Below are 12,624 nucleotides of genomic sequence, written 5' to 3'. Positions count from 1 at the left end.
TTCGTTGTCAACTCAAGGCCTGGCACTTCGCGGATCGCTCACTTTGCAGCTCCTCTGCGGTTGCGTTTGGCTAGCACGTTGAAGAACTCAACCGCGGCCGAAAATGCGATCGCGAAGTAGATATAGCCGCGCGGGATGTGAAACTTGAATCCATCGGCTACCAGCGCGACTCCGATCAGCACCAAAAAAGCCAGCGCCAACATTTTAGTGGTGGGATGTTCAGCTACAAACCGCGCCACCGGCCCTGACGAGGCGTACATGATCACGCAGGCGATGACGACCGCTGCGATCATGATTTCGAGATCCTGCGCCATTCCAATCGCGGTGATGATTGAATCCAGAGAGAACACCATGTCGATGATTACAATCTGGAGAATTACCCAAAAGAACGCACGGCTCTGATGCTGCCGACCACGATGCGGATCATGCGCTTCCACTTCGCCGTGAATCTCATGCGTTGCTTTTGCAATCAGAAAGAGCCCGCCGCCGATCAGAATGATATCGCGCCATGAAAAGCCCATGCCATTGATGGTGATCACGTCTTGCGTCAGGCCGATCAGCCATACCAAGATGGTCAGCAATAGGATCCGAAAAGCGAGCGCCAGTGCCAACCCAATCTGGCGCGCGCGTTTCGCCTGCCGTTCGGGGATTCGCGAAACGATAACCGACAGGAAGATGACGTTGTCGATGCCGAGAACAATTTCCAAGGCAGTCAAGGTCAGCAAAGCCGCCCAGGCTTCTGGACTGGTCCACAAGTCGATCATCGGAACAAGGATCTTGCGGTACGAATTACGAAGTCGAGTCCGATGATATAGGCCGCGATGGCGCACAGTGCGACAGTTACCAGCAGCGACACCTCAAAATCGTAAGCTACGGTCATGATTGCAAGCACCGCCCACGCCGCAATCAATGAGAGCGTGAGGGGACGGAAACGAACAACGCGTACCGGGTGCAGCACGTTGAAGGGTACAAACGTCAGCACAATCAGAATAGCGACGGCAAGGCTGGAGAGCGCGGCAGGTAAATGCAGCAGGAATAGATAGAAGGCCGCCGCATTCCACAGCGCGGGGAAGCCCCGAAAATGATTGTCATCGGCCTTCATGCGCCGGTCGGCGAAATAGAGCGCGCCTGAAACGACAACGCCAACGCCCAAAAGCGGAGCGGTTACGGGCACCAGCAGCCCACTTGCGGCGATCGCGTAGGCCGGAACGAACACGTAAGTGACAAAATCGACAACCAGATCGAGCACCTCGCCCGACCAGTTCGGCTGCATGCGTGTGACGTCCAGCCGTCGCGCCATTGGACCGTCCAGCGCATCCACTATCAATGCGGCTCCCAGCCAACCAAACATCGCAGCCCAGTGCTCGCGTACGGCCTCGAGCAGCGCTATCAGGGCTATGCCAGCCCCCAATGCGGTAAAGATATGTACTGAAAACGCGGCGGCCCGCATTTGCGGCGAAACCACCGAGGATTGCTGCTCGTTTTTCTGGTCCATCTGCTCGGCACAAGTATCAGGAATCGCCATCATTTGCACTTGCGTCATTGCGGCGTTCCGCCGCGCAACTCGCGGAAACCTTTTCGGCGGAATGCGCACTTGAAAATGCCCCCGGGAGTGTCAATTGTCGGATATGGATAGTTCATCGATATTGTACGATATCGCTATCGTTGGCGGCGGTCCTGCCGGTTTGGCGGCGGCGATTGCGTTGGCGCAGACCGGCGCGACTACAGCGTTGATCGCGCGCCGACTACCGTACGCCGACAATCGCACCACCGCCTTGTTGGGCGAGTCGGTTGGCTTTTTGCAAAAACTCGACGTCTGGCCTCGTTGTAAGGAAAAGGCCGCGGGGTTACGGACGATGCGTCTGGTCGACGATACCGGCCGGCTTATCCGCGCCCCCGAGGTGCGGTTTTCGTGTGATGAAATCGGGCTCGATGCATTTGGCTACAACGTCGAAAACCGCCTGCTCCTTGCGGCACTGGAGGAACGCGCCGCCGAACTCCCGGCCCTGACGCGCTTCGATGACGAGGCCGAGAGCGTCTGCCCTATCGATACGCGTGTGGTGATTGGCACCGGCCAGCGAAAATCGGTGTCTGCGCGGCTCGTCGTGGGAGCCGACGGGCGGCACTCACTATGCCGTGAAGCGGCAGGAATAACGGTCAAGCGCCGCGAGCTCGATCAGGCGGCCCTGACTTTCAATATCAGTCATTCCCGACCACATCGAAACGTCTCGACAGAGTTTCACACCGCGCAGGGTCCGTGCGTGTTTGTGCCGCTGCCCGGCGAGCGTTCGAGCGTGGTCTGGGTCGCAGCACCGGGCGAAGCCGAGCGACTGCTTGGGCTCGGAGATGACGAACTATCCGAGTGCGTGGAAACACGGTCGCACTCTATTCTCGGTGCTGTACATGTTGAGCCTGGACGTCATCTATTCCCGCTTGCCATTGAGAGACTCGGGAAGTTTGCGCAAAATCGCATCGCCCTGGTTGGCGACGCTGCGCATGTAATTCCGCCAATCGGCGCTCAGGGCTTGAATATGGGGTTACGCGACGCCGCCGATATTGTCGGCATCGTCCGCGAGGCCATCGCATCGGGCGAAGACCCCGGTTCGCCCAACGTACTCGAACGGTACAATTGGGCCCGCCGTGGTGATGTGTTGAGCCGCACCTTCGTCATCGATCTGGCTAACCGCTCGCTGCTCAGCGATTTCCTGCCCGTCCAGTCGTTGCGTGCGGCCGGGTTGCATTTGATTGGCGCATTGGGTCCGCTTCGGCGGCTTGCGATGCGCGAAGGACTGGCGCCCTCGTGGCGCTCGACACGGCGCGCCGGCTGATCAAGGGAACGTTGACCGGCGGCTCTGCAGCAACAATTCACAGCTTGGGCCCTAGCATCGGCCACAATCATGGTCTATTCGACGAGATATGATTAAGACGCGTACGGCGAAATTTCAGATCGGACAGATCGTACGTCACCGGGTATTTTCATTCCGGGGCGTGATCTTCGATATCGATCCGGAATTCAACAACACCGAGGAATGGTGGTTGTCGATCCCGGAGGATGTGCGCCCTCACAAGGATCAGCCGTTCTATCATTTGCTCGCCGAGAATTCGGAATCGGAATATGTCGCCTACGTTTCCGAACAAAATCTGTTGCCAGACGACACCGGTGAGCCGATCCGGCATTCGCAAGTCGCCGAGATATTCATTAAGGACAAAGCGGGTGGCTACCGTCCCCGTAATCCCTCACTGAATTGATGGCCTTTCCGAGCGCGCCTGCGTCCGCTCGCAGCCGGGATCACGTACCGAAAAAGGCGCCTCTCTTGGGCGCCTTTTTCATTGCGAGATAGACAATGCGTGGGGTTATTTCGCAGCCGGATTAGCGGCGCCGGCCGGCTGAGCGGCCTCGAGCTTCTTGCGCGTTTCTTCTGCGCGTTTCTGCAGCTCTTCCTGCAGCTTCTTTTGGGTTTCTTCAAAAACCTTCGGATCGGTCGGCGGACCGTCATAGGCTTTGGCGAATTCGGCCAGCGGCAGCGGCAACGTTAGCGCTGCGCCGTTGGAGTTGATCGCCTGCACTACCAGGTTCTGACCCTTCTTCATGTTCGCGAGCAGTTCGGGGGTCACTTCGTAGTCCGACATACAACCATTGGCGAAGCAGATCACATATGGGCTCTGCTGCGGCGCGTTGCTGTCAACGATGATGCGGGTTCCATGGACCAGTTGCATTCCGAGCGGCAGGGTCACCCGCAAGATTTTCTTCGGCTCTCCTTCCGGCTCGATGATCACAGCGGCGATAACCGGCTGTCCCGACTCGATCCGGCCGTCCTTGCCAGTGAAACAAACCTGTTTCGCATTCGCATCCTGCCCTTTGAGACAGAACTTGGTCCAGGGCGCGTAAATGAGTTGAACCTGCTGTTCCTGGGGCTGGGCGCCGGCTGCCGGAGCACCGGCTGCTGGCGCGGCTTGTTGGGCCGGAGCAGGCGCAGGAGCGGCTTTCGGCGCGGCCTTGGGCGTGATCTTGGCTTTGGGCGCGGCGGGTGGCTGTTGGGCATGGACATCGGGGCTCAACGCCACGGCGCCCAAAGCGCTCGCCGCAAGCAAGGCAACAATCCGCCCACGCGGCCGGAGCGGCGCGGCCAAGATACGGAAATTCATCGCGGAAACCCTTTCTGAACGGGAGTGCCTGAAAACACGGGAGGCACCGACACCTGGCCGCTTGGGCGGCTGTCTCCTAGCCAATTGAGGCGGATACGTGACAGCCCCTGACGGTGTTGCTGAATTGCACGCCTTCATACAGCGGCGGGCGAAAAGATCAATGCCGACAGGCATCTTTCATCGTTGGGGAAGGTCGCAAGTGCCCGAAATGGCGGCCCGCTGCTGCCGGGCATGGTAAGACGCAAGAAGGGACGATCCCGAATCAAATCAACGTGCTCTGTTGCCATTCTCCATGCGCAAGTGCTTTCGAAGTTGGATCGGTGGCGTACTCGCTCTCGGCGTCTCGATGGCCTTGGCCGCTGAAAAGCCGGCCCGTAACGAGAGCTACGCGATAGCGATGCACGGCTCGCCCGCGTTGCCTGCCGATTTCTCTCATATGCCCTACGCCAATCCGAATGCGCCCAAAGGTGGGAGGTTGGTGCAGGGCATTCACGGTACCTTCGACAGTCTCAATCCGCTGATCGTGCGGGGCCTGGCCGTGCAGCAAATCAGGGGCTTTGTGGTCGAGAGCCTGATGGCGCGGGGCTATGACGAGCCTTTCACGCTGTATGGCCTGTTGGCCAAGAGCGTGGAGACCGATGATGCCAGAAGCTACGTAGCGTTCCATCTTGATCCCCGAGCGCGCTTCTCCGATGGCCAAGTGGTCACCGCGGATGACGTGCTGTTTTCCTGGGCCTTATTGCGTGACAAAGGGCGGCCAAACCATCGCCAATATTATTCCAAGGTCGTCAAAGCCGAAGCGATCGATCCCTCGACAGTGCGCTTCGATTTCGGCAGCACCAACGACCGCGAACTGCCACTGATCCTCGGCCTGATGCCGGTGCTGCCTCGCCATGCCACCGACGTAGCGACCTTCGAGGAAACCACCATGACGGCGCCGATCGGTTCGGGGCCGTATCGAGTGACCGCGGTGAAACCGGGCTCAAGCGTAACCCTGACACGAAATCCCGACTACTGGGGACGCGACCTGCCGGTCAATCGTGGTCTGTGGAATTTCGACGAGGTTAGGCTTGATTTCTATCGCGAGGCCAACGGCTACTTTGAGGCCTTCAAGCGCGGGCTCTACGACTTTCGTGTGGAAACCGAACCGCTGCGATGGCATCAAGGATATGATTTTCCGGCTGTCCGCAATGGCGACGTGGTCCGCGAGAGCATAAAGACCGGAACGCCGCGTCCGTCGGAATTCCTGGTGTTCAACACCCGCCGTCCGATGTTTTCGGATATTCGCGTCCGCATGGCATTGCTGCAGCTGTTCGATTTCGAGTGGATCAACCGGAATTTCTTCTTCGGACTTTATGGCCGCTCTCCAAGTTATTTCGCAGGTTCGGAGCTGTCGGCATACGGCCGACCCGCCAATCTGCGGGAGCGTGAACTCCTCAAGCCCTACCTCACTCATGTTTCCTCCGAAACCCTCGACGGCAGCTACCGCCTGCCTGTCACCGACGGATCGGGGCGCGACCGGGTGACGCTTCGTGCTGCGCTGACGCTATTATCTCAAGCCGGTTACGATCTTGACGGCACTATTCTGAGGCAGCGCTCGACCAGGCAGCCTCTCACCTTTGAAATTCTGGTGACCACCCGTGACCAGGAGCGGATTGCGCTCGCTTACATTCGCGATCTCAAGCGCGCCGGCATCGATGCCTCCGTGCGCACCGTGGATGCGGTTCAATTCGACCAACGCAAGCTCAGTTTCGATTTCGATATGATCCAGAACCGGTGGGATCAATCGCTCTCGCCCGGCAATGAGCAGTCCTTTTACTGGGGCAGCGAGGCCGCCGGAATTCAGGGGACGCGAAACTACATGGGGGTGCGCGACCCTGCGATCGACGTCATGATCGCGGCAATGCTTGAGGCTCGCGAGCACCCCGCCTTTGTTTCGGCCGTGCGGGCACTGGACCGAATCCTGATGTCTGGCTTTTATACGATTCCAGTGTTTAGCGTCCAAGAGCAATGGATCGCGCGCTGGAATCGTATAGAACGGCCAAAGGCTACTGCGTTGACGGGATATCTCCCGGAGACCTGGTGGGCCAGGCCGGAGCAACAACCGAAGTGACGCCGTGATCCAGACCAGCGTATCGCCGACGCTCGACGTGTTGTTTCGACGCATACTGGGCCGCAAACCGGACGCGCTGGCCCTAATTGATCCCATCAACAAGAAACGCATCACGGGCCAGCCCCCGAAACGCCTCACCTTTGCGCAAGCCGATCGCGCGACCTCGGCGCTCGCGGCCCACTTCATCGAAGCGGGTTTGCCGAATAATTCAGTTATCGCGATCCAGCTCCCGAACACGGTCGAACTCATGTTGACCATGTTGGCGGCGCACCGCGCTGGCCTGGTTGTTGCGGTTTTTCCGCTGCTCTGGCGGCAGGCGGAATTGACGGTTGCGCTCAATCGGACCGGCGCCCGTGCGATCGTGACGACGGGTAAAATCGACGGCATTAGTCACGCTGACCTTGCGATGAACGCCGCCGCCGAGGCGTTTTCAATTCGGCATGTCTGCGGCTTTGGCGCCGAACTGCCGGAAGGCATGGCTTCACTCGAAGCTGCACTCGAAAATCCATCGTCCACCACGCGCGCGGTGGTCGAGGATGGCCGCAAGGCGGCGATCATCTCATTTGACGTGACAGCAGACGGGTTTCGGCCAATACCGCGGACCCACCTGCACCTGATAGCCGGCGGCCTCACCTTGTCGCTGCAAAGCGAACTGCCGCAAGGCTCGATTGTGATGTCGGCGTTCGCACCCACATCGTTTGCGGGCATAACTTCGTCCCTGGTGCTGTGGCTTCTGACCGGCGGCACGCTGGCGCTGCACCATCCGTTCGACAGCGAGGTACTTGAACAGCAAATCAGGGAGCAATCCTGCGGAACGCTGGTCGTGCCGGCCCAAATGGCGCTACGGATGGCCGACATCGACCTGGCTTCACGTCTCCCGAGCTTACGTAACATTTTCGCTCTCTGGCGCGCGCCCGAGCAGGTCTCATCGAGCCCCGTGTGGGCTTCAGAGGAAGTTGTTCTCACAGACATTTACCTGTTCGGTGAAGCGGGAATGTTCGGCGCCCGCCGCATTGCCGATGGCTCGCCGGCACCGATCCTGCCGGGTCGACAAGGCTCGCCACACGATGACGCAGCCGCAACGATCGCGGGCGAAGTGTTTTTGACGCCAAAGGGGACATTGGCGCTGAGGGGAGCCATGGTGACGCCCGCGGCTTATACGCCTCCGCCGCCGAGTGGATCCCTGGTGGCGCAGCCGCCGCGTGACTTCGTCGACACTGAATACGCCGCGCGGCTCGACCGTTCGACCGGAGCGATCTGCATCACCTCGCCGCCGTCCGGAATCATGGCGGTCGGGGGTTATCGGTTCTTGTCGGGCGAGTTGCAGGAATGGGCGCGGCGGCTTGGGCAAGGCGCGCTGCTTACGGCATTGCCCGACCGCCTCAGCGGCCATCGACTTGCCGGACGCGCCCATGACAACGCGCGCGCCCGCGCCGCGCTCAACGCACTCGGGCTTAACCCGCTGATGGTGGAAGCGTTTCGCGACCGTGCCAATCCGGCCTAGTGCAGCGCGAATCAGTCGTTGACGCACCATTAAGGCCGAGGAATTAGGCTCTGGCGCTCCATCGATCGCGTCGATCCGAGTGCTGAAATGTCCCTGCAAGGCCCAATAATTGTGGTTTCGAGCACGGGCCGACCATCGTTCGCCGCCGCTCTTGAGCAGGCCAAGCTGTTTCCCCTCATCGTGACTCCTTGGCCCGACGCCTCGCGCGCTGTGGCGCGTCTGGCTCCAGCCGCAGTCGTGGTGTCGGAAGGAGCGACCGACCCGCAGCTCCAGGCCGTCGCAAAGCAGATCGCCGCAATAACACCTTATGTGCCGCTGATCGCGGTCAACGCGATCACGTCGTTGCCCGACAACGCGATTCCCTGCGGCCAAATCGGCGGCAATTCGGATCGCCTGATCGCGCGGCTTCGCTCCGCGCTGCGGGTACGCACGCTCCATTCCACGGTATTGCGCCGGATCGACGCCGATCCTGACGTCGCCGCAACCTTCGGCCAGACCGATCCGGTGGCGGATGCCACCGTGCTTTTGATCGGGCGTGGTGCGGCTTATCCATCGCTTTCGGTTTCGTGCGGCGAACGGATGGGCGTCGTTGGCGCGCTCAGCATCGAAGCCGCCGCGAAGCATCTCAACACCCGCGATATAAATGGCATCGTGCTCGGTGCAGGTTTCAGTTCGCGCGTCGAGCATGCTTTTCTCACGGTATTGGCCGAGGATGCGCGGTTCCGCAATCTGCCGATTGTGCTGACGTCTGATGCGCTGACGCAGGCCTATGATCTGCCCAATCTCGAGATCATCTCCGCCGAGCCCGCGCGCGTTGCCGTGAACGCCTTGCCGCTCATCAGACAGCACGCCTTCGAGGTTCATTTGGGCCGGATGCTCAAGTCCATCGAGGCAGGAGGCCTGCTTGATCCCAAAACCGGTTTGCTGGCGCGGCATGCATTCGAGCGGGATTTCGCCAACGCCGTTGGTCAAACATTGTCGCGCGGCGGCGCATTGTCGGTCGCCCGTTTCGCGTTTGATCCAGACAACTCGCGCGCGCAACTCGACGGCGCAAGGATCCTCAGCCGGCTGATGCGGCAAATGGATTTCGGTACCGCGCAGGAGGACGGCTCGGTGATCGTAGTGTTCGCCGAGACCGATCTGCGGACCGCTCACATGGTCGCGCGACGTCTCTCGAGCGTGATACGTCACACCAGTCACAGCAAGCGCGAAACGGCCCTGGGGCCGGTGGTCACCGTGGCGACGCTGTTGCCCTCGGATTCGGAACAATCGCTGATGACGCGGCTCTACGAGCAGGTCAACCGCGCCGCGTCGTGAATTGCTAGGCGGCTTTGCGGTCCTCGGCGAGGTTGGCGAGCTGCAGCAGGATTTCGGTGGTGCCGGTTAGACGTTCCTCTGGGGTCTGCCAGTCCCGAAAGAACACCACCTTCATATCCGGGCGCACGCGTGCGGCCTGGCCGTGCTGGCGGATGAAATAGACCAACCGGTCCGGCTGCGCGAATTTATTATCACGGAAGGTGATAACCGCGCCCTTCGGCCCGGCGTCGACCTTCTCGACATTGGCGCGGCGGCAGTACGCTTTGATCGTGGCCACCTTGAATAGGTACCGCACTTCATCCGGCAACACGCCGAAGCGGTCACGCAATTCGGCAGCGAAATTTTCGATTTCGTCGTCGGTGTCGAGGTCAGCCAACCGCCGGTACAGCGACAGCCGCACCGACAGGTCGGCAACGTATTCTTCCGGTATCAACACAGGCATCCCGACGGTGATCTGCGGCGACCAGCGATCGGCGGCCGGTTCAACCACCCCTGCCTTGAGGTTGAGAATCGCCTCCTCCAGCATCGACTGATAAAGTTCGAATCCGACTTCCTTGATATGGCCGGACTGTTCCTCGCCGAGCAGATTGCCAGCGCCGCGAATATCCAGATCGTGCGATGCCAATTGGAATCCAGCACCCAACGTTTCAAGCGACTGCAGCACCTTGAGCCGACGCTCGGCTTGCGCCGTGATCTTCTGTTGCGCCGGCAATGTGAAGAGCGCATAGGCCCGCAGCTTCGAGCGCCCTACCCGTCCGCGTAGTTGATAGAGCTGAGCCAATCCGAACATGTCGGCCCGATGCACGATCAGCGTATTCGCCGTGGGGATATCAAGGCCGGATTCAATGATCGTCGTCGAGAGCAGGACGTCATATTTGCCGTCATAGAAGGCGGACATGATGTCTTCGATAACGGTCGGAGGCATCTGACCGTGCGCAACCGCAACCTTCATCTCCGGAACATTCTTGTCCAGGAACTCCTTCACCCCTGCCAAGTCCTCGATCCGCGGCACCACATAAAATGCCTGTCCGCCCCGATAGCGCTCGCGCAGCAACGCCTCTCGGATCATCAGCGGATCGTGTGGCGCGACAAAGGTGCGGACCGCCAACCGGTCGACAGGGGGCGAAGCGATGATCGAAAGATCCCGCACGCCCGTCAGTGCGAGTTGCAGCGTGCGCGGGATCGGGGTTGCGCTCAGCGTCAGCACGTGTACCTGGGCGCGCAACTGTTTCAACCGCTCTTTGTGGCTGACTCCGAAATGCTGCTCCTCGTCCACAATCAGCAATCCGAGATCCCTGAACTTTATGGATTTCCCGAGCAGCGCATGCGTGCCGACCACAATATCGACGGAGCCCTCCGCAATGCGTTTTTTAACCTGGGTCAGTTCCTTCGGCGCGATCAGGCGAGAAGCCTGCGCGACGTGAACCGGAAAGCCGCGGAACCGGTCTGCGAAGGTTCTGCTGTGCTGGCGCGCAAGCAAGGTTGTCGGCACCACGACCGCCACTTGCTTGCCGTCAAGCGCGGTAGCGAATGCCGCACGTAGCGCCACCTCGGTCTTACCAAAACCGACGTCGCCGCAAATCAGCCGATCCATTGGGCGGCCGCTTTCGAGGTCCTTCAGCGCCGCATTGATGGCCGCGAGTTGATCCTCGGTTTCCTCGTACGGAAAGCGCGCGCAGAATTCATCATAGACGTGAGGCTGCACCGGCAGTTTCGGCGCCTCGTGCAGATGCCGCTCGGCTGCGATCTTGATTAGTTCGCCCGCGATTTCACGTATGCGATTTTTAAGTTTTGCTTTCCGCGCCTGCCAGCCACTTCCTCCGAGCCGATCAAGTTCGACATTGGCGTGGTCGGAGCCGTACCGTGACAGGAGTTCAATATTTTCTACCGGCAGAAACAGCTTGGTCTCGGCCGCATAATGCAGTTCCAGGCAATCGTGCGGCGCACCGGAGACTTCGAGCGTTTGGAGGCCTACGAAGCGGCCGATTCCATGCTCCACATGAACAACCAGATCGCCACTGGCGAGACTTGTGACTTCCGAGATGAAGTTGTCGAGTTTGCGGCTGGGCTTGCGCGGTCGAACCAACCGGTCGCCGAGGATATCCTGCTCGCTGATGACGGCGACATGGTCGGTCTCGAAACCGGACTCCATTCCGAGCACCGCGAGCATGGTCTCATTGCGCGGCGTGGCCTGGACCGTTCGCCAGGTGTTGACGCTGGTGAGATTGGCAAGCTTATGATCCCGCAGCATGCTGCTCATGCGGTCGCGCGATCCCTCGCTCCACAGAGCGACCACGACCTTCTTTCGACTGGCGTGAAGGGCCTGCACATGCGCGACGACAGCTTCGAATACGTTGACGGAGCCATCGGTACGTTCCGGAGCAAAGTTGCGTCCCTGCCGTGCGCCGGCATCCAGCACATTTGTGCTGCCCTCCGGCATGGCGAAGGGCGTTAATCGCGCCAGCGCGGATTGGTCCAGACGCGTCGTCCATTCCTGTTGCATTAGATAGAGCCGATCGGGCGGGAGGGGCTTGTAGACAGCACCGCCGCCGGGATGTTCCAGGGCCTCGCGCCGGGCCTCGTAATAATCGGCTATTTGCTTGAAGCGCTCGCGCGCCGCATCTTCGCTCTGCGGCTCGATCGCTACGGGTGCCCCGTCCAGATAATCGAACAGCGTGTCCATCCGCTCCTGAAACAGCGGCAGCCAATGCTCCATGCCGGGGTGACGGCGGCCTTCACTGACAGCCTCGTACAAGGGATCGTCACGTTCGGGAGCGCCGAAGGCTGCCACATAGCCCATCCGAAACCGGCGGATGGTCTCGGTCACAAGCTGGAATTCAGAAATCGGAACCAGATCAAGTGAGCGCATGTCGAGCAGCGTGCGCTGCGTTTCGGCATCGAAGGAGCGGATTGATTCCAAGCTGTCCCCGAAAAAATCGAAACGGACCGGGTGATCAAGCCCGGCCGGGAACAGATCGAGGATGCCGCCGCGCACGGCATATTCGCCGGGCTCCCGCACGGTCGATGAGCGGCTGTAGCCATTATGCTCGAGCCAGGACACAATCGAGTCCATGGGTACGACATGGCCGGGTGCAACCGAGAGCGCTTGCGCTGCTATGGTCTCGCGCGCAGGCACCCGCTGCACGATGGCATTCACGGTGGTAAGCACGATCAATGGCTTGTCGGTACCGGCAAGCCGGGATAGCCGCGCCAGGGTTGTCAGACGCTGGGCCAGTACGCCGCCATGCGGCGAAACACGATCGTAAGGCTGGCAGTCCCACGCTGGAAATTGCAGTACCGGCAAATCCGGCGCGAAGAACTCGAGCGCGCGCGCCAATTGCTGCATCCGCGGGCCATCCCGGCAGATCACGGCAAGGCTGACGGCCGGCGGCCGGGCTTTCGCGGCGACGGCGCGAGCGAGATCCGAGATCACCAGACCTTCCGCGCCCTCAGCGACATTCGCAAAGGTCAACGGTCGGCCAGCGGCAAGCAATTCGGCCGGCGATCGTGCAGGCTGCTTCATGCGTCGGAATCCACGCGGAAC

At 60.4% G+C, this 12,624-nt stretch carries 9 protein-coding genes; 5 read left to right on the top strand and 4 right to left on the bottom strand.

Annotated features, from left to right (window positions below):
- Nucleotides 1-38: 38 nt before the first annotated feature.
- Together VJV58_RS06620 and pcsA are read right to left on the bottom strand one after the other, a co-directional pair.
- Nucleotides 39-764: a TerC family protein gene (locus tag VJV58_RS06620; RefSeq protein ID WP_324136535.1), complete on the bottom strand. Its 726-nt coding sequence runs from the start codon at nucleotides 762-764 to the stop codon at nucleotides 39-41.
- Entirely contained in the window at nucleotides 761-1,543 is a 783-nt protein-coding gene (pcsA, locus tag VJV58_RS06615; RefSeq protein WP_414641427.1) for a phosphatidylcholine synthase, read from the bottom strand. The genes VJV58_RS06620 and pcsA overlap by 4 nt, the downstream gene beginning before the upstream one ends.
- An 85-nt stretch (nucleotides 1,544-1,628) precedes the next feature.
- Between pcsA and VJV58_RS06610 the strand changes: the two genes are divergently transcribed.
- A complete protein-coding gene (locus tag VJV58_RS06610; protein WP_324136559.1) occupies nucleotides 1,629-2,828 on the top strand; it encodes a UbiH/UbiF family hydroxylase in 1,200 nt (399 codons plus the stop codon).
- Nucleotides 2,829-2,916: 88 nt separating this feature from the next.
- Entirely contained in the window at nucleotides 2,917-3,249 is a 333-nt protein-coding gene (gene hspQ / locus VJV58_RS06605) for a heat shock protein HspQ (protein ID WP_324136534.1), read from the top strand.
- 105 nt (nucleotides 3,250-3,354) lie between these two features.
- Here the strand turns inward: hspQ and VJV58_RS06600 are convergent, their stop codons facing one another.
- Nucleotides 3,355-4,146 (bottom strand): invasion associated locus B family protein, encoded by a 792-nt coding sequence (locus VJV58_RS06600; RefSeq protein WP_324136533.1) that lies wholly within the window; start codon nucleotides 4,144-4,146, stop codon nucleotides 3,355-3,357.
- A 346-nt stretch (nucleotides 4,147-4,492) separates the two neighbouring features.
- On the opposite strand from VJV58_RS06600, the gene VJV58_RS06595 reads away from it, so the two are divergent.
- From VJV58_RS06595 to VJV58_RS06585, 3 genes are all read left to right on the top strand, one after another.
- Nucleotides 4,493-6,259, top strand: coding sequence for an extracellular solute-binding protein (locus VJV58_RS06595; RefSeq protein WP_324136558.1), 1,767 nt, complete (start codon nucleotides 4,493-4,495; stop codon nucleotides 6,257-6,259).
- Between the two features lie 4 nt (nucleotides 6,260-6,263).
- Nucleotides 6,264-7,763 carry a class I adenylate-forming enzyme family protein gene (locus VJV58_RS06590; protein WP_324136532.1) on the top strand — a complete coding sequence of 500 codons (1,500 nt, stop codon included), beginning with the start codon at nucleotides 6,264-6,266 and terminating at the stop codon, nucleotides 7,761-7,763.
- A gap of 87 nt (nucleotides 7,764-7,850) precedes the next feature.
- The gene (locus VJV58_RS06585) at nucleotides 7,851-9,080 is read left to right on the top strand and encodes a GGDEF domain-containing protein (RefSeq protein WP_324136531.1); all 1,230 of its coding nucleotides are present in this window, start codon (nucleotides 7,851-7,853) and stop codon (nucleotides 9,078-9,080) included.
- Nucleotides 9,081-9,084: 4 nt separating this feature from the next.
- Here VJV58_RS06585 and mfd read toward each other — a convergent pair whose 3' ends face one another.
- Nucleotides 9,085-12,603 (bottom strand): transcription-repair coupling factor, encoded by a 3,519-nt coding sequence (gene mfd / locus VJV58_RS06580; protein WP_324136530.1) that lies wholly within the window; start codon nucleotides 12,601-12,603, stop codon nucleotides 9,085-9,087.
- Nucleotides 12,604-12,624: the final 21 nt, after the last annotated feature.

It is taken from the genome of Bradyrhizobium sp. (assembly GCF_035273305.1).
Classification (GTDB): domain Bacteria; phylum Pseudomonadota; class Alphaproteobacteria; order Rhizobiales; family Xanthobacteraceae; genus Bradyrhizobium.
The sequence above is the reverse complement of the archived record's forward strand: the minus strand, read 5'-3'. Positions and strand labels throughout refer to the sequence as shown.

Bases quoted from the DNA above. Each gene is read 5' to 3' on its own strand.
- VJV58_RS06620 (WP_324136535.1), bottom strand. From the start codon at position 764: ATGATCGACTTGTGGACCAGTCCAGAAGCCTGGGCGGCTTTGCTGACC.
- pcsA (WP_414641427.1), bottom strand. From the start codon at position 1,543: ATGACGCAAGTGCAAATGATGGCGATTCCTGATACTTGTGCCGAGCAG.
- VJV58_RS06610 (WP_324136559.1), top strand. From the start codon at position 1,629: ATGGATAGTTCATCGATATTGTACGATATCGCTATCGTTGGCGGCGGT.
- hspQ (WP_324136534.1), top strand. From the start codon at position 2,917: ATGATTAAGACGCGTACGGCGAAATTTCAGATCGGACAGATCGTACGT.
- VJV58_RS06600 (WP_324136533.1), bottom strand. From the start codon at position 4,146: ATGAATTTCCGTATCTTGGCCGCGCCGCTCCGGCCGCGTGGGCGGATT.
- VJV58_RS06595 (WP_324136558.1), top strand. From the start codon at position 4,493: ATGGCCTTGGCCGCTGAAAAGCCGGCCCGTAACGAGAGCTACGCGATA.
- VJV58_RS06585 (WP_324136531.1), top strand. From the start codon at position 7,851: ATGTCCCTGCAAGGCCCAATAATTGTGGTTTCGAGCACGGGCCGACCA.
- mfd (WP_324136530.1), bottom strand. From the start codon at position 12,603: ATGAAGCAGCCTGCACGATCGCCGGCCGAATTGCTTGCCGCTGGCCGA.